Here is a 21328-nt window from a genome sequence, read left to right on the forward strand (position 1 = left end):
TTACAATAACTAAAAAGAGCTGATTTGTATGAATCAGCCTTTTGCTATTTTTGGGAAAGAGGAGAAAAATGACAAAAATGATTGTAGGGCTAGGAAATCCTGGCGACAAGTATGAGCAAACCAAACATAATATGGGCTTTATGGCTGTTGATTTACTTGCAAAAGACTATGGTGTAAACTTTAGCATGGAAAAAACCTTTATGGCTGAAGTTGCTTCCACTTTCGTTAATGGTGAAAAAGTTTTTCTAGTAAAACCGCAAACCTTCATGAATGAATCAGGACGTGCCATCCAACCTTTGTTGACTTACTATAATCTGGATCCAGCAGATTTGACGGTTATTGTTGACGATATGGACTCGGCTGTTGGACGCGTGAGACTGCGTCAAAAAGGTTCTTCAGGTGGTCAACGCGGAATAAAATCAACAATCACTCATCTAGGAACAGAGCAGTTCAACCGAGTAAAAATTGGGATTGGACGTCCAGAACATGGAAAAACAGTAGTTGCACATGTCTTATCTAAATTTGATAAAGAAAATGTAGAAATTGCACAGGACGGCATAAACAAGGCTGTAGAGGCAGTTAAATTCTATATTGAATCAAATGATTTTTCACAAGCAATGAATAAATTTAACGGACAATGAAGATAAACGAATTTTTTGATCAAAACCACGATTTACAATCATGGCAGAGAAGTTTTGCAAAAGCAGAGCGTACGCTTTTAACCGGTCTATCTGGAACTGCTCAGGCGATGGTTATGGCTAATGCTTATGAGAATAATCCGGATAAGTACGTGATTGTCACTGATAATCAATACCACGCAAACGAACTTTATGATGAACTGACTAATCTTGTTGAAGATGAGAAGGTTTACCAATTTTTTTCAGATGACAATGTCTATGCTGAATTTGCAATAGCAAGTAAAGACCGGACAGCCTATCGTCTTGAAGCTCTAAATTTCCTGCTTGATACACAGCAAAAAGGATTTTTGGTCGTTCCTTTTATGGCTTTACGTTCGCTCTTGCCTCACCCTGATAATTTTCAAGAAAACTACCTTCTCCTGACTCAAGGTGATGAATTTGAGATGACAAGTCTACTCGAAATATTAGCCAGCGCCGGTTATGAGAAGACACAGCGTGTGATGGTACCTGGAGAGTTTTCACAACGTGGCGATATCGTGGATATTTATCCACTCGATGCAGCTCAACCTTTAAGACTGGAATTTTTTGGCGACGAAGTAGATACGATTCGTGCATTTGATAGTGAGACACAACGCTCGCACGAAAATATGGATCAAGTAGAAATATATCCGGCGAGCGATTTTATTTTAATGCCTTGGGAATTTGAGCAAGGTGTAAAAAAATTAAGTGCTCAGCTACAAAATGTAACCGATCCTACAGCTCAATCTTATTTTGAAGAAGTGATTGCAGCAGCGGAAAATCATTACTATCATAAAGAGTTACGCAAGTTTGCAGAATATTTTTACGAAAAGCCAGCCTCTCTTTTGAATTATTTTCCGAAAAATATTCAAATCTTTATTGATGATTTTCAAAAAATTAACGAAGCCAATAATAAAACAGAACAAGAACTTGCAGAATTTATTGTTTCGGAAAAAAGTATGGGACGCTCTTTTGAAGGACAAACCTATCTTTTAGATGTTATTTCTAAGTTACGTTCTCACAAACCGGCAAGTTTTTTCTCGAATTTTCAAAAAGGCTTAGGTAATATAAAGTTTGATGCTTTATATAATTTTAATCAACATTCGATGCAGCAGTTCTTTGGGCAAATGGAACTCTTTTACACCGAAGTTGACAGGTTTGTAAAGCAGGGTTTTACAGTTGTTTTGGCTGTGTCTTCTGAGAAACTACGTTCGGAGCTCCAGAAACTAGATTTAGAGCTTCAAATGGTGTCCATTGATGAAATCCAAAAAGGAAAAATAAACCTTTTGAAATTAAATCTTAACAATGGTTTTAATTTTATTGATGAGAAACTTGTTGTTATTACTGAGTCAGAAATTTTTGGTAAAGCAAGAAAGAAAAAAACACGGCGTTTAAATATCACTAATGCAGAACGTCTAAAAGATTACAACGAACTCGAAGTTGGTGATTACGTTGTACATAAAAATCACGGGATAGGGAAATACTTAGGTATTCAAACCATTGAAGTATCAGGAATGCATCGTGATTACTTGACGATTCAATATCAAAATGGTGATACGATATCAGTTCCAGTAGACCATCTGAATCTATTAAGTAAATACTCTGCTGCAGAGGGAAAAACTCCCAAGATAAATAAGCTTAATGATGGCCGTTGGCGTAAAACGATGTCGTCTGTAAGTAAACAAGTCGAAGATATTTCTGAGGACCTGATCAAACTGTATTCGGCAAGACAAGCTTTAAAAGGTCATGCTTTTTCTGTGGATGATGTTAACCAGGAAGAATTTGACAATGGATTTGCTTACCCAGAAACTGCAGACCAGTTGCGCTCAATTAGTGAAATCAAAAAGGATATGGAACTTGAGCGACCGATGGATCGACTATTAGTGGGAGATGTTGGCTTTGGGAAAACAGAGGTTGCAATGCGTGCAGCCTTTAAAGCAATTAATGACAGTAAACAGGTCGCCGTTTTAGTACCAACCACTGTTTTAGCGGAACAACACTATAATAACTTTATGGAACGCTTTGTAAACTTTGGTGTAAACATTGCTGTTTTGAGTCGTTTCCAAACCAAGGCTCAACAAACGGCGATTTTGGATAAGTTAAAGAAAGGACGCGTGGACTTAATCATTGGTACCCATCGTCTTTTATCCAAGGATGTCGAATTTCTTGACTTGGGCTTAATGATTATTGATGAGGAACAGCGCTTCGGTGTCAAACACAAGGAACGTTTGAAAGAATTAAAAACACAGGTTGATGTTTTGACACTTACCGCAACACCTATACCGAGAACCTTGCATATGTCAATGTTAGGTATTCGTGATTTATCAGTCATTGAAACGCCACCAACAAACCGTTATCCTGTCCAAACATATGTAATGGAAACAAATTATGGAGTTGTACGTGATGCGGTACTTCGGGAGATTTCGCGTGGTGGGCAGGTTTACTACGTTCATAACCGAGTAGACAGTATTGAGCAAAAAGTTTCCCAACTGGAAGAGTTGATACCTGAGGCAAGAATTGGCTATATTCATGGACAGATGACAGAAATTCAATTAGAAAATACCTTGATGGATTTTATAAATAATGAATATGATGTCTTAGTGGCAACGACGATTATTGAAACAGGGGTTGATATTCCAAATGCCAATACGCTCTTTATTGAAAATGCCGATATGATGGGATTATCGCAACTGTATCAATTAAGGGGGCGCGTGGGCCGAAGCAGTCGAGTTGCTTATGCTTACTTTATGTATAAACCAGAAAAAATCTTATCTGAAGTTTCAGAAAAGCGTTTAGAAGCAATCAAGGGCTTTACAGAACTTGGCTCAGGTTTCAAAATTGCAATGCGTGATCTTTCAATTCGAGGCGCAGGAAATTTGCTGGGAGCAGAACAATCTGGCTTTATTGATTCGGTTGGTTTTGAACTTTACTCGCAATTGCTTGAAGAAGCAGTCCATAAACGCATGGGTGGCGATAAGATTAAGACGAAGACCAATGCGGAAATTATGCTTGGCTTAGATGCTTTTATTCCAAGTTATTATATCGGTGATGAAAGACAAAAAATTGAGATTTATAAGCGTATTCGCCAAGTGGATACTCGAAAAAACTATGAAGAACTACAAGATGAGATGATGGACCGTTTTGGAGAGTATCCGGATGAGGTTGCCTACTTGTTAGAAATTGGGTTATTGAAAACATTTGCGGATAATGCTCTCGTTGAAAAAATCGAAAAAAATAAATTTGAAGTTGTGCTAACAATGGCTAAATCAGCCAATACGATGTACGATCCACAAGAGTATTTTGAAGCTTTGTCTGAAACAAACTTAAAAGCAAGTGTGGGTGAGAAGCTAGGAAAAATGACTTTTCGTTTTAAAATTGAAAATCGAAAAGATGTCGTCCTTCTACGTGAAATCATGAATTTTACTGAAAAACTTTCAGAATTAAGAGATAAGCACGAAAAAGAATAATGTTTCATATGAAACATTATTCTTTTTTTAGAAAACTCTTTATTTAAAAGCCTTTAACGACTCTAAAAATAATTTCAAGTGATTTTTCAAAAGGCTTGAAGTGTGTTATAATAACCACTATGAGATTAGATAAATTTTTAAAGGTTTCTCGTCTGATAAAACGTCGCCCTGTAGCTAAAGAAGTTGCTGATAAGGGACGAATTAAGATCAATGGGAAAATAGCGAAATCTTCAAGTGATGTTAAATTTGATGATGTCATTGAAATTCGCTTTGGAAACAAGATTGTAGAAGTAAGTGTTCTAGAACTTAAAGAATTCACGCGTAAAGAAGATGCAGAAAAAATGTATAAAATTTTGAGTGAAACACGGATTACTGCAGATACTGAACTATAATTCAGCTATAAATTTTTCGGAGGAAAAATGGACAAACAAATTATTCATTTGAAAAATGATTATACGAATGCTAAACAAACAGAAAGAAACTCCCAACCTCTACCTCGACGGAAACATCTAGGTATTATTTTGATTGGAGCAATGTTGCTTTTTAGCTTAGCAACTATCAGTGTGGTACAGTCTTATCAAAATTTGCAAAAACAAATTGCAATGGAGGCTCAAGCTGCACAGAAAAATGCAGCATTGGACCACGATTTAGCCCTTAAAAGTTCAGATATCAGTAAACTCAAAGATCCAACCTTTTTAGCAAAATATGCGCGTGCTAAATTAGATGATTCCCAAGCAAATGAGAAAGTTTTTAGCATTCCAGAACTTGTCAATGGTGGGATAGAGCCGTGATTGGAAAAATAAAATCAATCAGTAAATTTGGACTTTTTGTCCTTTTTTCTGATTCAAAAACAGGTCTTTTACGGTGGTCGAATATACCTAAAAGACAGATAAAATTTAAAGCAGGCGATCTTATTGAAGTGGAAGTTTTGAAGGAACGTGAAGATGGAAAAATAGAACTATCTTTTATCGAAAAAGATTTTAAAGAAACTTTTGGGAGTTTTTTGGAAGAAACTGAAGATCGGCTGAGAGATTTAAGCACAAAAAACGGGAACCTTAAAAGATTATGACGACAAAAGATGGAAACTTGAATGACGGACGTGCTGTATATTATCAAGGAAAACGCATTGAAGATTTTACAGCAGAACCAGTTTTTGCACGGACTTTAAAATATATTCAACGTTATTACGAGTTGCAAAACGAAAAAGCAGGGCATATGTATGATGAAAAGGGTATTCAGCGTCCTACAATGTTTCTTCCACCTAAAAGTATTGAGGATTTGGCCAAAAAACGTAAGATTTATGAGGATGTGGCGCGTGAAAGCTTTGGGATGCTAGGACGTACACCTGATTTTATTGATACGGGCATTGCTGTTCTTGATTATTATGCTGATATTCTAGGAGCAGATCAACGCACGAATTATGCACTAAATGCTAAAAAATGGGGAGAAGGTGTTAAGGAGAAAGACTTATTCGTTTCCCATGCAATTCAGAATCCTCAAGTGGATCGTTCGAAAAATTTGAATACCTTGCTTGAAGAAGGGCAAGAATTTGCAGCAGTTTGGATCAAAGAAGAGCGTCCAGATGGTGTGCTTGTTCGGGGTGCCAAACAGGTTAATACTTTGGCGCCTTTAGCTGATGAATTAATGGTCTTTAACTTGCCGGGGCTCTCAGCTGAAGATAAAAAGTTTGCTCTGGCTTTTTCTGTTCCCTTAGCTACTGAAGGTATGAAGATTGTCTGTCGTAAATCCACAATGCGAGAGGAATTTTCTCTCAAAGATTATCCCCTTTCGGGATCTTTTGACGAGATGGATGCGTTTATCATTTTTGATGATGTCTTTATCCCAAACGAACGTCTTTTTGTTTGTGGTGATGTTGCCTTGTCGAATGCATTCTTTGAAGGTTCAGGTTTTTTTGTACATACGGCACATTAAGATGAAGTTCGCGGCTATGTGAAGTTAGAATTTGTAACAGGCTTAGCTGTACGCTTAGCAGAAAAATTAGGCTTGACTGAGTTTTTGCGTGTGCAAGAGATTTTAGGAACTTTAACAGTAAATTTGGAAATAATTAAATCCAGTATTCTGGCGAGTGAATATACTGCGCAGATAGAAAATGAAGTCTTAAAACCAAATATGCAAGTTTTACTTGCCGTTCGTGCGAGTTTAACAAAGTATTATGATGAAGCTCTTCGGGCCATTGCTGAATTTGCTAGTGGCTCAATTGTTGGCGTGCCAGATTTTCGAGAATTTGAAAATTCCGAAATAGCTGACCTTTTGAAAGCAAGTATGACTAGTCCATTGCTTCAGGCAGAGGATCGTGCACTTCTGCTTAATTTAGCTTGGGATATTACTGGCGAATCTTTTGGCCAACGCCAAAGAACTTATGAATTTCTGCACGGTGGTAATCCAATGTGGATTAAGAATATGCACTGGAAAACCGCAGACTTAAGTAAAGCATACGATATGATTGATAAGGTTTTAGAAAATGCAAAAACTGAAGAATGAAATGAATATAGCTGTTTGGTTGGTAATGATTATAATGCTCATGCCAGCCTTTTTTATCTTGCCGCAGAAGAATCAAAATGTAAGCATTGATTCCAAAGTAAAAAGCTTAACACAAAGTAAGGAAAATTACTATACAAGCATACCTTCTCGTGCCGTGACGCTTACTCAAGTAATAGCCTACAAAGATGCATCCATGACACAAAAAATCGGGGAAATTCCGAGGCAGAAACAGCTTGAAATTATAAATTTAAAAGAAAATATGTTTGAATTGGCCAATCATACTTTTGTCAAAGCAGATCCGAAAATGATAGGTTCAGATGTTTTACTGAAGAAAGAAGAGCAAAAGATAAGTGTTTATACAGCAAAGACAGCTGAAGTTTATTATAGTCCGTTTACGACTTATGACAAGGAAGTTTACACAAAACTTTCAGGTGGTCAAAAACTGCTTACCAATCAAGTTGCCACAACTCATTGGGGCACTTATTATGAGGTTAGCTTTAATGGGGGACAAACAGGATGGATTAGCAAGGAAAACTTGAAGTTTGAAGACCCTAAGATGGTTCAGGCTCAAGAGATGTTGAAGCAAAAGTATGACGATTCAAAGTATTCTATTTATGTTAAACAACTGGACAACTCATTTACAATAGGTGTCAACCAAAAGCAAAAGATGTATGCAGCGAGTTTATCGAAGCTTCCGATATTGTATTGGACACAAAAGCGCTTAAATGAAGGTCAAGCAACCTTAAGCGACAAATTGCTATATAATACTGCAATTAATACATTTAAAGGTTCATTTGAAGCTGGAGGAACAGGAACACTACCAGTTATAGCTGATAATAAAGGCTACTCCTTATCAGAAGTTATCGATCGGACAGCAAAAAACTCGGATAATGTGGGAAGCAATCTTTTAGCCTACTATGAAACGGGACAATTTTCTCCAGCTTTTCGAAATGAGATTACAAAAATCGCAGGGGAAGCTTGGGATCCGGTTGAGCGAGAAGCCTCAGCTGAAATGACCGGAAGAGTGCTCGAAGCTCTGTATAATGAAGGAGGTTACTCCTTCAATGCTCTATTTGATACACAATTTGACGATGTAAAAATACAGGCAGGTTTACCTAAAAATGTTCGTGTTGCTCATAAAATTGGTGCTGCTGATGCTTACAATCATGATGCAGCTATTGTTTTTACAAATCAACCTTATATCTTGGTGGTAGAAACAAAAGGTGGTAGTGACAAGATCATTTCTCAAATTTCCAAGGATGTCTATGAGGTACTCAAATGAATAGATTTCTAAAACTGGTTCAACAAAAGGAATTCTTTAAAGAGCACAGACGCGTTTTAGTTGCCTTATCTGGTGGGAAAGATTCAATGACTCTTTTCAATTGGCTTTATACTTATCGCAAAGAACTTGAGGTTGAGTTGTTTACAGCACATGTAAACTATGGTTTACGCGATGTTGCAGATTGGGAAGAAGAACAACTGAAGCAAAAAATGACGGAGCTCCAGATTGAATTGGAAGTTGCTCATTATGATTCTGATGAGAAATTCAGTGAAGAAGCAGGAAGAAACATGCGTTATGAGTTTTTTCGTCAAGTTATGGCAGATAAAAACTGTACTGCTTTGGTCACAGCGCATCACAAAGGCGACCAAGTTGAAACAGTCCTCATGCGCGAAATTACAGGACGACGTTTACGCCATTTGACCGGAATTCCTGAACGTCAGGCCTTTGGTACCGGTGAATTAATTCGTCCTTTACTCACTTTTAGTAAAGCAGATTTTGATGCGGAGGAATATTTTGAGGATGTAACAAATGCAGGAACGGATTATTTGCGCAATCGTGTACGTAATCAATATATACCAGCACTTACACAGGAAAATCCACAGTTTTCTGAGGCAATTGTAAGTATGTCGCAAGAAATTACCTTGGCTTTTTCAGTAATCAAAGATAAGATAGCAGAGTTAGAAATTATCAAGGACGAAATCAATCTCAAACTTTTTCTCAGACAATCGAGGGCTTTGCAACATTTTATCCTTCAAGAATATCTAGAAAAATTCCCTGACCTGCAGGTTTCCAAAGCAAAATTTTCAGAACTTTTATGGATTATTGAGCGTCCGCAGCAATATCGTTCGGAATTATCTAGCGCCTATTTTTTTGTGAAAAATGACCAGTATTTCATGATTGTTCCGAATCAACCTTTCCCTAAAAAAGAAATCGAAATAAGGGAGAATGATCCCAAAGATGCTAGTTTCATGCGTGTTGATCTTCCAATGGAAGGTGAAATTGAAATAAGGAAGCGTCAGCCAGGGGATTATATTTTGATAAATGGGCATCATAAAAAATTGCGGAAATTTTTTATTGAACAACATGTTCCATTAGAAAAGCGCGAAAATCTTTTAATTTTAGTTGAGAAAGATATCTATGCTATCACTGATTTAACTGTTTCAGATTTGAGTAAAGCCCTTAAAAATGATAAAATGAAAAGGACGCTGTGGGTCAAACCCACTATAAGAGAGGATATTGATAATGCTTGAAAAAGACATAAAAAAAGTACTCATTTCAGAAGAAGAAATCCAGAGTAAAACGATTGAACTTGGAAAAATTCTTGCTGATGAATATAAAGACAAAAATCCATTGCTTCTAGGCATTTTACGTGGCTCAGTTCCCTTCCTTGCGGAATTAGTTAAACGCATGGATATCCAATTGGAAATGGATTTCATGACCGTTTCAAGCTATCATGGCGGAACAGAGTCTTCAGGTGAAGTAAAGTTGCTTCTTGACGTGGCTACTCCTGTAACTGGACGAGAAATTATTATTGTTGAAGATATCATCGATACTGGCCGTACTTTGAAATATCTGAAAGAGCTTCTCGAACACCGTGGGGCGACCGTTAAAATCGTAACACTTTTGGATAAACCAGAAGGACGTGTTGTGGAAATTGATGCAGATTATACTGGCTTTACAATTCCAAATGAATTCGTTGTCGGTTTCGGACTTGATTTTGATAACCACTACCGTAACCTCCCTTATGTCGGTGTATTAAAAGAAGAAGTTTATAACAAATAAAAAAACTCATACCAAAGTATGAAAAATGCTCATGATAGGGCTTACTAATAGCAAAAGATACGTAAGTATGCTATAACTAAGAGATAAAAAAATAAAAGGCAAAGAAGAAAATATGAACAATCCAAATCCTAACAACAATAAAAACGGAGGCTTTATTAAAAGTACTCTAGGTTGGGTCTTGCTTGTAATCGTCATCGTTTTCGGTATTAATGCTTTCTTTAGTGGCAATCAATCTAACGTTGATAAAATCAGCTACTCTACATTGATGAGTGACATTAAAGACGGTAATATTAAATCACTGAAAATGCAGCCTAGTGATAGTCTGTTTACAGTTTCTGGCGAATACAAGGATCCCAAACCTGTAGAAGGTAATAACAACCTTCCATTTTTACCAGGCAACAATTCTAAAGTAACGAATTTCCAATCGCTTATTATCCCTACAGATAGTGTGATTAAAGGTGTCCAAACAGCAGCAGAAGAAAAAGGAATCCAAGTGAGTGTTGTTCCAGCTTCAACAAGCGGTATGTGGATCCAAATTCTTTCATACATCTTACCAATGCTTCTCATGGTCGGCTTCTTCTGGCTAATGATGGGCGGAATGGGCTCACGTGGTGGCGGCGGTGCCGGCAATCCAATGAGCTTTGGTAAATCTAGAGCGAAGCAACAAGACGCTAAAACTTCAAAAGTTCGCTTTGCAGACGTTGCAGGATCAGAAGAAGAAAAACAAGAACTTGTCGAAGTTGTTGATTTCCTCAAAAATCCTAAAAAATACCATGATCTTGGTGCACGTATCCCTGCGGGTGTTCTTTTAGAGGGCCCTCCAGGTACAGGTAAAACTTTGCTTGCAAAAGCTGTTGCCGGTGAAGCTGGCGTTCCTTTCTATTCTATTTCTGGTTCTGATTTTGTCGAAATGTTTGTCGGTGTCGGTGCCAGCCGTGTACGTGACCTTTTTGAAAACGCGAAGAAGACAGCACCATCAATCATCTTTATTGATGAAATTGATGCTGTCGGTCGTCAACGTGGCGCTGGTCTTGGCGGTGGTAATGATGAACGTGAACAAACACTTAACCAACTCTTGGTTGAGATGGATGGTTTCCAAGACAATGATAACTCTGTTATTGTTATCGCAGCGACAAACCGCTCAGACGTTCTCGATCCAGCTTTGCTACGTCCAGGTCGTTTTGACCGTAAAGTACTTGTTGGCGCCCCTGATGTTAAAGGTCGTGAAGCTGTACTTCGTGTGCATGCGAAAAACAAACCCCTTGATTCAAGTGTTGACCTTAAAGTTGTTGCACAACAAACCCCAGGTTTTGTTGGAGCCGATCTTGAAAATGTCCTTAATGAAGCTGCTCTCGTGGCCGCACGTCGTGATAAAAAAGTTATCGATGCTTCAGATATTGATGAAGCACAAGACCGTGTTATTGCAGGACCAGCTAAGAAGGACAAGAAAATCTCTGAACGTGAACGTGAAATGGTGGCTTACCATGAAGCAGGGCACACAATCGTTGGTTTGGTCCTTTCAAATGCTAATACTGTCCATAAAGTTACGATCGTTCCACGTGGCCGCGCCGGTGGTTATATGATTGCTCTTCCTAAGGAAGATCAATTCCTTCTTTCAAAAGAAGATATGCAAGAAAACCTTGCAGGTCTTATGGGTGGCCGTGCAGCTGAGCAAATTATCTTTAATGCTATCACGACAGGCGCTTCAAATGACTTTGAACAAGCTACGCGTATCGCTCGTGGTATGGTGACACAATACGGTATGTCAGAAAGACTGGGCACAATCAGTTACGAAGGCAGTCAAGCTGTATTTATTGGACGTGATTACGGACAAACAAAAACTTACTCAGAAGCTACAGCACAAGCTATTGATGAAGAAATCCGTGCAATTACGAAAGAAGCTTACGATAAAGCTGTTGAGATTATCGAAGCTCACCGTGAACAACATAAAGCTATTGCGCTTGCCCTTCTTAAATACGAAACATTGGATGCTAAACAAATCATGTCTCTTTATAAGACAGGTAAAATGCCGGATGATGTTATCGAACACGAAAATGAGCCTGTAGAAGCAAAATCATTCGAGGAAGTCCTTGAAGATGCAAATAAAGCTCAAGAAGAAGCAGCTAATGAAAATAAAGAAGATAAAACAGTCGAATAAGACTGTTTTTTTCTAAACTCGAATATTTATAATCTAAATATTCGAGTTTTTCTTTGACAAAAAATAAAAATATGGTATACTAATATAGTTGTCACTCAACAAGTTCTATCTAAACACGAATTAAAAAGAAATTATTTTGGAAAAACTACAGTTTATTCTTGACATATTTCTAAATTAGTGTATAATAGAAAAGTACTGTTCGAGAGGACAGCGCAATAATAAGATGGTCCGTTGGTCAAGGGGTTAAGACACCGCCTTTTCACGGCGGTAACACGGGTTCGAATCCCGTACGGACTATTTTTGGAGGATTACCCAAGTCCGGCTGAAGGGAACGGTCTTGAAAACCGTCAGGCGGGTAAAACCGTGCGTGGGTTCGAATCCCACATCCTCCTTTTTATTATCGCGGGATGGAGCAGCTAGGTAGCTCGTCGGGCTCATAACCCGAAGGTCGTAGGTTCAAATCCTGCTCCCGCAATTAATTGTTGAATTACATTTTTGGCTCGGTAGCTCAGTTGGTAGAGCAATGGATTGAAGCTCCATGTGTCGGCGGTTCGATTCCGTCTCGCGCCATTTGCGGGTGTAGTTTAGTGGTAAAACCTCAGCCTTCCAAGCTGATGTTGTGAGTTCGATTCTCATCACCCGCTTTGTTTTTTATAAAAGTATGAAAAACATTTCAAATATGAGGGAGCATAGCTCAGTTGGTTAGAGCACTGTGTTGATAACGCAGGGGTCCGAGGTTCAAATCCTCGTGTTCCCATATTTGGTATTCATTGCATAGGAGATACACCTGTTCCCATGTCGAACACAGAAGTTAAGTCCTATAACGCCGGAAGTAGTTGGGGGTTGCCCCCTGTGAGATAAGGTAGATGCCAAGTATTGCGGATTAGCTCAGTTGGTAGTAGCGCATGACTGTTAATCATGATGTCGTCAGTTCGAGTCTGACATCCGCAGTCCCAAGACAATCTAAGGGTTGTCTTTTTTTATTTTATATACTACTGATGAAACCGCTAACTCTTTTACTTGAAAAAGACCTCGGAACATGTTAGTATATGTATATAGAAAAGCACTGGAATGTGCGAGTTTACTCAAATTTTTGACCGACTATATTTGTATTGCATAGGGGTTCAAGAGACATTCGATAGCGTTAAGACTCTGAATAAAGTAAGAGCAGCTGATCTGAAGCGAGAACACCCACCTGGCTTCTTGGCGGGTTCAATACTGGAGTAAGCATACGGCATTCAATCAGTGTTTTTTTTGTGTATTTATAAATTTTTTTTACAAATAAAGTCATTCTCTTAGTATCTTTAGTTATTAACTCAAAAGGCTATAAAATGCCATTGTGAGCTTTCTTAACCTGTTTCACATATCTCTTTTACTAGGGTCTGCAAAAGACGCTAAAAGAGCTCATATGGAGCCTTGAAGGATGGGAGAAATAAATACAAAAATTCTTGCAATTTTTACTGAAAGTGCTATACTAATAAAGTAAGTTATTACATGTGAATAGCCTCCTTAGCTCAGTTGGTAGAGCAGTAGACTCTTAATCTATGGGTCGCAGGTTCGAGCCCTGCAGGGGGCACTATAAAATAAACAGTCTCATCTTTAAGAAGAGACTGTTTTTTATATCGAATTAAGATGATAAAAGACGTTGAAGCTATTTTCATAGTAGTAATGTTATCTTGCTTATCTGAGTAACAGCCTTAGCTGTAGGTGCAATAGGATAAGTCTCTTGACAAAGATAGACCTCTGGCTTTACAATATAAGAATGAAGAGTAAAACTCTTGATATCCCTTATTTTAAAAGGGTTATACCATTTTTATTTTTAGTTAACTACGCTTTTAACTACGTTTACTCAAAAAATCAAAGAGCTTTTAAGATATTGCCGAATTTTTCTGCAGTATCTTTTTCTTTATGTTTAGCAAGGTGGCTGTAAGTATTCATGGTTATACCATAATCAGAATGACCGAGCCTGTGCTGTATCTCTTTTGGGTTGACGTCATTATTCATCAAAAGACTTGCATGAGTATGTCTAAAACCGTGAAATCCGATATTAGGGACGCCAGCTTTTTTAAAATGCTTGACCAAAGTTTCTCTTTCGGTTGAGTAGTACTTCATGATTTGATGATATGAAAAAACTAAACAATCTTGTAAAGAAATAGTACCGTCGTTTTGTTTAATTCTCCACTCTTTCAACATTTGAAGTGTATCAATATCTAAAAATATAGTACGGTTACTTTCCTTTGTTTTAGCACTATTTTGAGCTGTATTATTTTTTTGTATCAGTGTTTTAGATACAATAAGGCACTGATCTTTAAAATTGATATCAGACCAATAGAGTACCAAGGCTTCTCCTATACGTAAACCAGTGGCAAGCAATAACTTATATAAAGTAGCAATTCTTTGGTTTTCTGCAGTTGATTCTAAATTATCCAGGTACTTTAAAAAATTTTTTAGTTCGTCATTATCAAAGTATTTTATTTTCTGGTTGTTTCTTACTTTGAGTTTAGGGGGTATAACTTGTTTAGCTGGGTTAATATCGATTGCTCCGAGTTGCATTGCATAGTCTAAAATACGCTTGATATAGTTAAGTAGTAACTTATAATCTTTAGAGTTGCCTTTCTCACGTCGTCCGTTGGTTATGGTGGCTGTATTAGCGTTTCTTGCCCACTTATTGATTATCCCCTGTAATAAGACGGTATTTATCTTATCAAGCTTATATGAGCCGAGAGCAGGCAATATATAAACCGCTAACTGGTTGTTCGCAACTCTTATGGAATTCTCTTTAACCGTCAATTTGTAGCTTTCAAACCAACTTAGAGCCAGCTCTTCAAAATCCTTAAATACAACTTTTTCCCTTGCTACCGTACAACCATTTTTGTTAAACTTATTTATAGCTTGGTTGGCTTTGATTTCGCATTGTTTGCGAGTTTTAGCCGTGGCAGTTGTACGCACTTGTTTACCTGTCAAACTATCAACGCCAAGATAAATATTAGCGCGGTACACGATTGTGCCGTCTTTTTTTGTGATTTGTTTTATATTCATGTTTATTCTCCTGTTCTATTGTCAGGCAAGGCAAAGTTAAAAGAATTTGAATGAGTATAAAATGGAACACGTAAAAATTTGACTGTTGTACCAAGAATGAAGGCATTACATGAGCTTGTGTTGGTGGCTTAGTATTGCACGTAAGGATCAGACACGCGCAGTTTGAGCGTTACAGGGTGCGTGAGGTGGTACATTTGATTAGATATTATGGCTAGAGTGCGGGTTGAACTACTCCCTCATGATGATATGAGCTATAAAAGTGGTGTGTAGTTACAGATACGCTCCTCGTTTTAAGTTCTGAAAGTTGAGGACAAGTAAAAAGTTACTCGTCCAAATGTCGTTATGGTCCAGCCCCATAACGGATAGAGGTACTTACAGGTACGCCATTAAACCTCCGTAGTTGAAACTACACTTGTACTTTTTCGGTCATTTTGATTGACCTGTTTCTAAATGGGTCAGAGCCACTGAGTTTATGTCCAAGTTGTCCGTAGGAAATAAAAAACAACCTGTACCAAGTATCTAAAGTCGTAAAATGCGACCTTAGCTATACACTTTAAAGGATAAAGCATACCCGACACTTTGTCGGTTTAGGTACGATCAGTTAACATCACACCCTTGCGCAACCATTTCGCTTTTTTTACAAATATGGCAACCTTTGGCGTCGATTAAATTGCTAGAATTAGGCAAGGTTTTGACAAGGTATTTAGGGAGATTTTGGGGAGGTATATTGGACTTGAAGTTCCTTTTTTTTATAAATTCCCAGTTGAATACATCAATAGCAGTGCTCCTATTAAACCAAAAATTATTCCTAACACTTTTTGCTTAATAAAGCTTACATCTCCTAAGAGTAATCTAATTATGATAAACTGTCTACTCACAAAAGTAAATAAAAGACCAATACCCAATATAATACATGCGATAAGTGCTAATGGATTATGACTAAAAATTTGAATAAGGTTATCTGATTCATTTGCAATATTATTCACTTATTTTTTCCTTTCACGCGCCCAGCGTTTTTTATTTTATTAATTATTTATAGAAGAGTGATTATTTCTCCAAATATACCGTAAGTATAGGGATAAATAGTAAAGTTATAAATTAAATCTGGTAAGATTTTATACAAATCGTCTACTTTAGGCGAACGTTTTTCAGACATAGACTTTATAGCTAGGGTTCTTTCTAAGCGCCGTATCACTACTACGACATATTCTCCCTGTTCTATTAAATCTTTTGCTTTAGTAATTACTCTACGTTCCTCAGTGGTTATATCTTCACTTAAAATTAAGTTATACAATGAATTTAGAAAGTCTTTCTTATGTTTTTCAAATTGTTCTGCTTGTTTCATAAACTACCTCAGTTATTTTTCTTAAATTATAGAAATAATCCATGAAATAAACCTAAGCGGATTAAGCACTTTCACAAATGTAGTATGTAAATCATTTTTTAATTCAAATATAAAAATATCCATGACCTGTTTTTGGCTATGTCGCTTTGCATATATTGCCTTACAAAAGTCAAATGCTAACACAAAAATGAAAATTGCAATATACATTGCTAACGCCACTTTTATAATAAGTAACAAAAAATTAAATACAGTATTCATAATACCCTCCTTTAGTTGTTAATAAATGTTAAGGCTTGTCATTTCAAATGACAGTTAAATCAGAGCTAAAAAGGTCTATAAATCCCTGTAAAATTGGTAGGAGCTATTCTTAAAAGATACTCGGGCAATTGTTTATAAAAGTTGCTGACCTCAGGAGATAACTTTGAATTAATTGCAAAGCCGTTTAATTCAGTTTGGAGTTTCATTATCGTCTTAGTATAGTTTTGGTCATACTCCAATTCATTTTTTGCGGACAATAATATATCTCTTTCGTAGCCGTTAATATGATTGTTTAAAATAGTATTATATAAATCATTTAAAACATCAATTTCTGCTTGTTTTATCTTATTTTTCATTCTCTTCCCCTTTAATACAATTAATGTGATACATACTATAAATACAGAATAAACGGTAAAAATATAAGCCGTTTGTTTTAGTCTCTGTCCCAAAATACAGATACAAGACAACTAGCAATAAAACCAGCTATGACTGCACTTATAATCGTTTGTATAGTCCAATGTATCGAGTTATTAAAAATATTATTTATAAATAATAGAAAGTAATGAGTGCTTTGTATAGCAACACTAATTAAGATAACTATTTTTATAAAATTATTTAACTTCTTAGGTAATTTGATCATGTTCCCTCCTTTAAGGGGATTGTGTTTTTACTCCTTGTTAGATTTAGTTACTAATTAAACATTAAGAATAAAGAAATGATAAACAAAATGATTGTTAAACATATTAATACAGTATTTATAGCTATTGATTTACTAAGTTTTGCAATAAAAATATAGCTTAAAACAGTAAAGGCTTGAATAAAAGGTATATAACTACTTTCAAAAATATCTTTTACAAAGATATCTTTTACAAAGATATTGATAACTATATAAGTGAAAATCATAATCGTTAATATTATTTTATAAATGAAGCCCATTTTTTGTACATCTTTCACTATATTCTCCTTTTAATTTATAAATTAAAAATAATGTAATAGGAACTTTTTTGTTAATAATTTTTAAGGTTTGTCGATATGATATGTAGTAGAGCGTATATTATGATTCACACCGACCCTGTATATTTTTTATCGTGCAATTACTACAATATGATGTATACAGTTATTTTATATCTACAAAATCAAACAAAAAATTATCTAGGAATAGTGGTTATCTGTATAAAATCGCAGCAAAATACCCCCATATAGTCGGTTTATATTGAATCTCTACTAATTCTAGTCCTTCGTAATCTAAGTATTCCAAAAATCCGTTAATATATTCCTCTAAGTGCTTATCGCTCCACCAAGAATGCAACATTTTAACTTTCATATATCTATCCTTTCCGCAAGTGTGTTCAAATACCAAGTAAGCCTAGAATAATATCCCCAATCAATTGGAATAAAATAAACTTTTTACCTGATTCTTTTTTTGACACTTTATTATTTTTCCTTTTCATTACTCACCCCGCTAACTCAAACCAACACAGATCAAAGAGCAAGGCACGCGCTTCGTCATAAGCGTTGTGATGATAGCCGTAATAGTCCAGGAAATTATATATATTGATCGTGTCGCGCGTGATAACATCAAATTGGCTGAGATATTCTATTGCACATTCACGAAAACTTTTATCGCGCATATCACAGCACAATGACGTAACAAGCCTTACAGTCATGCTATAAGGGCAACCTGTTACAGCACAGAATTGAGCTATATCGCTAAATTTCCCACCGTATTGTATAAACCAATCCCATAACATGAGAATCGCTTCTTTATTGGCTCTCCTCTCTATGCGGCTTAGAGTATCACATTCATTTTCTCGTCTGGAATCTTTGTAATAGGCATGCATATATTCGTGAGCATGGTCAAATGCTGTTGCTGTGTTCGGGTTGTAGCCCCCAATATAAAGTCTTGCATCTATCCAAGCTTTTTGGTTATTATAATCGAAAGGTCGATAATCTATACCCAGTTTATCAACTTCAGCTATTACAAGAGCAATTAGTTCTTCCTGATTCATCTATCGCCCTCATTTTTCGCTATCTTTCAAGTTCTTTGCAGTTTGTTGGAGTTCTTCCCAACGATCCGCAAATACTAATTTAATCATAGCTTTATCTTTATCAGTAAGAGGACGACCACCAGCGCTAAGAATGCTGTCAAAAATAGCATCATCAGAGTTTGCGATTTCTGCTAAGTCAATGGGTTCATTTATTGGCTTCACTTCCTCACGCCCTAGTAAATAGTCTACGGATACGTTGAAGTAGTCGGCAGCTTTTTCTAAACTGGCACTATTTGGCTTCTTTTTTCTCCATGAATATAAAGAATTGAGTCCCATTCCAAGAGCTTTTTCTACCTCTGCAATAGTCATTTTTCTTTGGCTAGCAAGCTCTTTAACTCTGTCATAAACAGTCATCTAACACACCTCAAAATTTTTTAAACTTTGTACGAGTTATCTCTTGACATAAACTAGAATAAAGTTTAGGATATGAAATGTAAGATAAATCGTAAGCAAAAAGCACTTATAAACAAATTCGATAAGCTCCCCAGCCGTTGATATTAGTTTATTAAGCAGTTTTTTCTATACACTAATTCTAAACTTTGTTCTAGTTTTTGTCAAGGGAAAACACGTTTTTAGTCTTACAAAATACCTTACACACAAAAAGAAAGGAACACTTAACAATGATTGACACAACGCAAAACATGGACGCATACCGCTTGAAAATTAAGCAGTATCTGTCAGATAAGGGCTGGACTCAACAGGCCTTAGTGCGATTAACTGGATACCCTAAACAAGATGTATCCGCAATTCTCTTAGGGAAATAGAAAGGCACACCATACGCGAATATTTTTATCACTGCAGTATGTGAAGCCTACAAAATAAACTGACCTTTACTGACTAAAGCGCGTGCCCAGCGATCGAGTAAGAATATGAACAGATTAAATCAAGCTATTTCACAGAGTAAAAACTCTAAGCCGTACTATCATAAAATAATTATTGACTTGCTTGTACAGCTCACGACAGAGGGGAAATATCGCAGTCTGACAGCTTTTAAGAAGTCAGGCGATAAATTAACCACAGAACAAAAAGAAACGCTTAGAGCTTACACAGATAGCATTATCTGCATGTTGCAAGCTGGACTAGCATTTCATGAAATTAAAGAATTTTTGACAAAAGAAAAAGCCGTCTGAAACTTTGGAAGAGCGAAGACGACTTTAAACCAAATTAGAGAAAATCTCGTGAACTCACGCGCTCTCTTTCTCTAATTGTAACAAATTGGAGGCTAAAAAGAAATGGGAAAAACACCATATACTGTTTTAATGTATCGGCGCATTCTTAAAAGACTGCTAGAGATACAAGAATTTTACAGTTTTGATATTTACAACTATCAATCAGAAACAGCACCGTCATTATATAGCTATCTCCTTGTCTTACACAGGGATAACGGAACAGCTTTACGCAAAGTACTTTCTAAAATCTTTACAAGCCAAGACAGCAGAACTATTTTTATTGTAGCTGATCAGTACGCAAGCAAAGAATTATCACATATAAAAAACAAAGGAATGATAACAGAGGAGTTAGCATAATGACACAATTTATAAATGTAGACGAGGCAAAAATATTGTTTGGGAAATGTTTAGCCAAAGCACGCCACCATATCGAGGTTGACGACAATACAGACAAGCTGTTTGACGGCAAAACTATCGTTACTTTTACTTTTTTAGGGGATTGTTACCAAGTGGAGTATATTGGAGGTGTAAAAGCATGAGATTAGGAAAATATACGTTAACAGTAAGACGAACCAAAAATCTTACACTGCTTATCTGTGATGAAAAGCAAAGTCATGCTTTAGTGAGTAAGTTCATCTACTTCACTGAAAATACAGAGAGAAAGCCTCTTGTTATTACGAAAGAAATTGCTGATAAATACCGCTTAATACAACAAGCGAAACGTGATTTAAAAGCTGGACGTGATAAATCAGTTGTAGAGCCGTTATTTACTACAGCATTTGAATTATCTTTAAGCAATAATGCAAATGGTAAGCACCCCTATTGGATAAGCCAAGAAATGTATTGGTCTGGATATGCAAGAGGAATACGTGAACAACGACAATCACAAAGGGAACATCAAGAAAAACAGAGTAATATCGGTTCATTAACTGGCAATGATATAGCAGACTTAGCCCAGACACTTGGAATTGATATAAATAAGCTCAATACTGCAGTACTTGGACTCACAGCAAGCAGAAAGGCGGTGTAGCATGATTGAAGATATAAGAGAAAAAAACGCAGAAAATACAGCTTTAATCACTATGATCATAGATGAAATAACAGGTTTATATCAAAATGAAAGCAATGGACGACTTTACGAAATTAAGCGATTAGAAAATTCTCTTGTTACTTCCCTATACATGATTGATAAGCGAGTGCAGGATATTGCGGAACTTACAGACAAATTGATTGAAGCTGAACTCCATAGGGAAAAGGAGGACGACAGTGAGTAACCAACATGATCCTTTAACTGCATTGGTGGCGCGTGGTTTAGTTGAAGAAGTAAGTCAAAAGCTCAATGAGAGTCTAGAGATACAAAGACAACTGCTGAAGCGTGAAAGCAAGACAGGAGAAATCAGACAAAGCGAACTACTCGAAGATTTAGGTATATCCCCCAATACTTTGGCGAAATGGGAGAATAACGGCTTAAATCGCACTGTAAGAGGTGGCTCAATCTTCTATCTTTTAGAAGAATTACACCGATTTAATTATTGACTTTAACAGGCAAGGCGAAGTTAAGAGAATTTGAACAATAAGTAAGTATAGAAAACACACGGAAAAACAAACCGAAAGGACAGGAA

The 21328-nt window shown here is 36.6% G+C and carries 25 protein-coding genes, 8 tRNA genes, 1 rRNA gene and 1 pseudogene; 26 read left to right on the plus strand and 9 right to left on the minus strand.

Annotated features, from left to right (window positions below):
- The first annotated feature begins 68 nt into the window (after positions 1-68).
- The 19 genes and pseudogenes from pth (at position 69) to P3G65_RS00125 (ending at position 13423) form a co-directional block, all read left to right on the plus strand.
- A complete protein-coding gene (gene pth / locus P3G65_RS00035) occupies positions 69-641 on the plus strand; it encodes an aminoacyl-tRNA hydrolase (RefSeq protein ID WP_019292458.1) in 573 nt (190 codons plus the stop codon).
- A complete protein-coding gene (mfd, locus tag P3G65_RS00040) occupies positions 638-4123 on the plus strand; it encodes a transcription-repair coupling factor (RefSeq protein ID WP_040086925.1) in 3486 nt (1161 codons plus the stop codon). The genes pth and mfd overlap by 4 nt, the downstream gene beginning before the upstream one ends.
- A gap of 119 nt (positions 4124-4242) precedes the next feature.
- Entirely contained in the window at positions 4243-4515 is a 273-nt protein-coding gene (locus P3G65_RS00045; protein WP_017370095.1) for an RNA-binding S4 domain-containing protein, read from the plus strand.
- A gap of 27 nt (positions 4516-4542) precedes the next feature.
- Positions 4543-4914, plus strand: coding sequence for a septum formation initiator family protein (locus tag P3G65_RS00050; RefSeq protein WP_019292436.1), 372 nt, complete (start codon positions 4543-4545; stop codon positions 4912-4914).
- Complete coding sequence (locus tag P3G65_RS00055) at positions 4911-5192, plus strand: S1 RNA-binding domain-containing protein (protein ID WP_019292435.1); 282 nt, start codon at positions 4911-4913, stop codon at positions 5190-5192. The genes P3G65_RS00050 and P3G65_RS00055 overlap by 4 nt, the downstream gene beginning before the upstream one ends.
- Positions 5189-6625: pseudogene (locus P3G65_RS00060) on the plus strand (4-hydroxyphenylacetate 3-hydroxylase N-terminal domain-containing protein). The gene P3G65_RS00055 and the pseudogene P3G65_RS00060 overlap by 4 nt, the downstream one beginning before the upstream one ends.
- The gene (locus P3G65_RS00065; protein WP_019292433.1) at positions 6606-7907 is read left to right on the plus strand and encodes a serine hydrolase; all 1302 of its coding nucleotides are present in this window, start codon (positions 6606-6608) and stop codon (positions 7905-7907) included. Before P3G65_RS00060 ends, P3G65_RS00065 begins: the two are co-directional and overlap by 20 nt.
- Positions 7904-9157, plus strand: a complete 1254-nt coding sequence (gene tilS / locus P3G65_RS00070) for a tRNA lysidine(34) synthetase TilS (protein ID WP_019292432.1) — start codon at positions 7904-7906, stop codon at positions 9155-9157. The genes P3G65_RS00065 and tilS overlap by 4 nt, the downstream gene beginning before the upstream one ends.
- Complete coding sequence (gene hpt / locus P3G65_RS00075; RefSeq protein WP_003133579.1) at positions 9150-9689, plus strand: hypoxanthine phosphoribosyltransferase; 540 nt, start codon at positions 9150-9152, stop codon at positions 9687-9689. Before tilS ends, hpt begins: the two co-directional genes overlap by 8 nt.
- 112 nt (positions 9690-9801) lie before the next feature.
- A complete protein-coding gene (gene ftsH, locus P3G65_RS00080; RefSeq protein ID WP_003133580.1) occupies positions 9802-11847 on the plus strand; it encodes an ATP-dependent zinc metalloprotease FtsH in 2046 nt (681 codons plus the stop codon).
- A 225-nt stretch (positions 11848-12072) separates the two neighbouring features.
- Positions 12073-12144, plus strand: a tRNA-Glu gene (locus P3G65_RS00085).
- 5 nt (positions 12145-12149) lie between these two features.
- Positions 12150-12239, plus strand: a tRNA-Ser gene (locus P3G65_RS00090).
- Positions 12240-12248: 9 nt separating this feature from the next.
- Positions 12249-12322, plus strand: a tRNA-Met gene (locus P3G65_RS00095).
- 22 nt (positions 12323-12344) lie between these two features.
- Positions 12345-12417, plus strand: a tRNA-Phe gene (locus tag P3G65_RS00100).
- Positions 12418-12420: 3 nt separating this feature from the next.
- A tRNA-Gly gene (locus P3G65_RS00105) sits at positions 12421-12491 on the plus strand.
- Positions 12492-12530: 39 nt separating this feature from the next.
- A tRNA-Ile gene (locus tag P3G65_RS00110) sits at positions 12531-12604 on the plus strand.
- 2 nt (positions 12605-12606) lie between these two features.
- Positions 12607-12722, plus strand: a 5S ribosomal RNA gene (gene rrf / locus P3G65_RS00115).
- A gap of 2 nt (positions 12723-12724) precedes the next feature.
- Positions 12725-12798 (plus strand) — tRNA-Asn (locus P3G65_RS00120).
- Between the two features lie 552 nt (positions 12799-13350).
- Positions 13351-13423: transfer RNA gene (locus P3G65_RS00125), tRNA-Lys, on the plus strand.
- 281 nt (positions 13424-13704) lie between these two features.
- Here P3G65_RS00125 and P3G65_RS00130 read toward each other — a convergent pair.
- The 9 genes from P3G65_RS00130 to P3G65_RS00170 all read right to left on the minus strand — a co-directional run bounded on the left by P3G65_RS00130 (position 13705) and on the right by P3G65_RS00170 (position 18891).
- A complete protein-coding gene (locus P3G65_RS00130) occupies positions 13705-14886 on the minus strand; it encodes a site-specific integrase (RefSeq protein WP_019292619.1) in 1182 nt (393 codons plus the stop codon).
- Positions 14887-15635: 749 nt separating this feature from the next.
- Positions 15636-15872, minus strand: a complete 237-nt coding sequence (locus tag P3G65_RS00135) for a hypothetical protein (RefSeq protein WP_019292618.1) — start codon at positions 15870-15872, stop codon at positions 15636-15638.
- Positions 15873-15919: 47 nt separating this feature from the next.
- Entirely contained in the window at positions 15920-16231 is a 312-nt protein-coding gene (locus tag P3G65_RS00140) for a bacteriocin immunity protein (protein ID WP_019292617.1), read from the minus strand.
- Between the two features lie 21 nt (positions 16232-16252).
- Positions 16253-16489 (minus strand): hypothetical protein, encoded by a 237-nt coding sequence (locus tag P3G65_RS00145; RefSeq protein WP_019292616.1) that lies wholly within the window; start codon positions 16487-16489, stop codon positions 16253-16255.
- A gap of 65 nt (positions 16490-16554) precedes the next feature.
- Complete coding sequence (locus P3G65_RS00150; RefSeq protein WP_019292615.1) at positions 16555-16845, minus strand: bacteriocin immunity protein; 291 nt, start codon at positions 16843-16845, stop codon at positions 16555-16557.
- Positions 16846-17179: 334 nt separating this feature from the next.
- Complete coding sequence (locus P3G65_RS00155) at positions 17180-17443, minus strand: hypothetical protein (RefSeq protein ID WP_195917645.1); 264 nt, start codon at positions 17441-17443, stop codon at positions 17180-17182.
- A gap of 211 nt (positions 17444-17654) precedes the next feature.
- Positions 17655-17813: a hypothetical protein gene (locus P3G65_RS00160; protein ID WP_019292814.1), complete on the minus strand. Its 159-nt coding sequence runs from the start codon at positions 17811-17813 to the stop codon at positions 17655-17657.
- A 130-nt stretch (positions 17814-17943) separates the two neighbouring features.
- Positions 17944-18498, minus strand: a complete 555-nt coding sequence (locus P3G65_RS00165) for a hypothetical protein (protein ID WP_019292813.1) — start codon at positions 18496-18498, stop codon at positions 17944-17946.
- A 9-nt stretch (positions 18499-18507) separates the two neighbouring features.
- The gene (locus P3G65_RS00170) at positions 18508-18891 is read right to left on the minus strand and encodes an XRE family transcriptional regulator (RefSeq protein WP_019292812.1); all 384 of its coding nucleotides are present in this window, start codon (positions 18889-18891) and stop codon (positions 18508-18510) included.
- A gap of 266 nt (positions 18892-19157) precedes the next feature.
- Between P3G65_RS00170 and P3G65_RS00175 the strand changes: the two genes are divergently transcribed.
- From P3G65_RS00175 to P3G65_RS00205, 7 genes are all read left to right on the plus strand, one after another.
- A complete protein-coding gene (locus P3G65_RS00175; protein WP_284071209.1) occupies positions 19158-19301 on the plus strand; it encodes a hypothetical protein in 144 nt (47 codons plus the stop codon).
- A 105-nt stretch (positions 19302-19406) separates the two neighbouring features.
- Positions 19407-19667: a hypothetical protein gene (locus P3G65_RS00180; RefSeq protein ID WP_019292811.1), complete on the plus strand. Its 261-nt coding sequence runs from the start codon at positions 19407-19409 to the stop codon at positions 19665-19667.
- Between the two features lie 102 nt (positions 19668-19769).
- Positions 19770-20063, plus strand: coding sequence for a hypothetical protein (locus tag P3G65_RS00185; protein ID WP_019292810.1), 294 nt, complete (start codon positions 19770-19772; stop codon positions 20061-20063).
- The gene (locus P3G65_RS00190; RefSeq protein ID WP_019292809.1) at positions 20063-20245 is read left to right on the plus strand and encodes a DUF1655 domain-containing protein; all 183 of its coding nucleotides are present in this window, start codon (positions 20063-20065) and stop codon (positions 20243-20245) included. Before P3G65_RS00185 ends, P3G65_RS00190 begins: the two co-directional genes overlap by 1 nt.
- Positions 20242-20736, plus strand: a complete 495-nt coding sequence (locus tag P3G65_RS00195) for a hypothetical protein (RefSeq protein ID WP_019292808.1) — start codon at positions 20242-20244, stop codon at positions 20734-20736. The genes P3G65_RS00190 and P3G65_RS00195 overlap by 4 nt, the downstream gene beginning before the upstream one ends.
- Before the next feature lies 1 nt (position 20737).
- Entirely contained in the window at positions 20738-20980 is a 243-nt protein-coding gene (locus P3G65_RS00200) for a hypothetical protein (protein ID WP_019292807.1), read from the plus strand.
- The gene (locus P3G65_RS00205) at positions 20973-21242 is read left to right on the plus strand and encodes a transcriptional regulator (protein WP_019292806.1); all 270 of its coding nucleotides are present in this window, start codon (positions 20973-20975) and stop codon (positions 21240-21242) included. The genes P3G65_RS00200 and P3G65_RS00205 overlap by 8 nt, the downstream gene beginning before the upstream one ends.
- Positions 21243-21328 lie beyond the last annotated feature (86 nt).

The organism is Lactococcus sp. bn62 (assembly GCF_029492705.2).
In the GTDB taxonomy this organism is placed as follows: Bacteria; Bacillota; Bacilli; order Lactobacillales; family Streptococcaceae; genus Lactococcus; species Lactococcus petauri.

Coding starts and splice junctions, on each gene's coding strand:
- P3G65_RS00050 (WP_019292436.1), top strand. CDS start 4,543: ATGGACAAACAAATTATTCATTTGAAAAATGATTATACGAATGCTAAA.
- ftsH (WP_003133580.1), top strand. CDS start 9,802: ATGAACAATCCAAATCCTAACAACAATAAAAACGGAGGCTTTATTAAA.
- P3G65_RS00045 (WP_017370095.1), top strand. CDS start 4,243: ATGAGATTAGATAAATTTTTAAAGGTTTCTCGTCTGATAAAACGTCGC.
- P3G65_RS00145 (WP_019292616.1), bottom strand. CDS start 16,489: ATGAATACTGTATTTAATTTTTTGTTACTTATTATAAAAGTGGCGTTA.
- P3G65_RS00160 (WP_019292814.1), bottom strand. CDS start 17,813: ATGAAAGTTAAAATGTTGCATTCTTGGTGGAGCGATAAGCACTTAGAG.
- P3G65_RS00175 (WP_284071209.1), top strand. CDS start 19,158: ATGATTGACACAACGCAAAACATGGACGCATACCGCTTGAAAATTAAG.
- tilS (WP_019292432.1), top strand. CDS start 7,904: ATGAATAGATTTCTAAAACTGGTTCAACAAAAGGAATTCTTTAAAGAG.
- P3G65_RS00140 (WP_019292617.1), bottom strand. CDS start 16,231: ATGAAACAAGCAGAACAATTTGAAAAACATAAGAAAGACTTTCTAAAT.
- P3G65_RS00195 (WP_019292808.1), top strand. CDS start 20,242: ATGAGATTAGGAAAATATACGTTAACAGTAAGACGAACCAAAAATCTT.
- P3G65_RS00170 (WP_019292812.1), bottom strand. CDS start 18,891: ATGACTGTTTATGACAGAGTTAAAGAGCTTGCTAGCCAAAGAAAAATG.
- P3G65_RS00130 (WP_019292619.1), bottom strand. CDS start 14,886: ATGAATATAAAACAAATCACAAAAAAAGACGGCACAATCGTGTACCGC.
- hpt (WP_003133579.1), top strand. CDS start 9,150: ATGCTTGAAAAAGACATAAAAAAAGTACTCATTTCAGAAGAAGAAATC.
- pth (WP_019292458.1), top strand. CDS start 69: ATGACAAAAATGATTGTAGGGCTAGGAAATCCTGGCGACAAGTATGAG.
- P3G65_RS00200 (WP_019292807.1), top strand. CDS start 20,738: ATGATTGAAGATATAAGAGAAAAAAACGCAGAAAATACAGCTTTAATC.
- P3G65_RS00150 (WP_019292615.1), bottom strand. CDS start 16,845: ATGAAAAATAAGATAAAACAAGCAGAAATTGATGTTTTAAATGATTTA.
- P3G65_RS00180 (WP_019292811.1), top strand. CDS start 19,407: ATGAACAGATTAAATCAAGCTATTTCACAGAGTAAAAACTCTAAGCCG.
- P3G65_RS00190 (WP_019292809.1), top strand. CDS start 20,063: ATGACACAATTTATAAATGTAGACGAGGCAAAAATATTGTTTGGGAAA.
- P3G65_RS00165 (WP_019292813.1), bottom strand. CDS start 18,498: ATGAATCAGGAAGAACTAATTGCTCTTGTAATAGCTGAAGTTGATAAA.
- P3G65_RS00065 (WP_019292433.1), top strand. CDS start 6,606: ATGCAAAAACTGAAGAATGAAATGAATATAGCTGTTTGGTTGGTAATG.
- mfd (WP_040086925.1), top strand. CDS start 638: ATGAAGATAAACGAATTTTTTGATCAAAACCACGATTTACAATCATGG.
- P3G65_RS00185 (WP_019292810.1), top strand. CDS start 19,770: ATGGGAAAAACACCATATACTGTTTTAATGTATCGGCGCATTCTTAAA.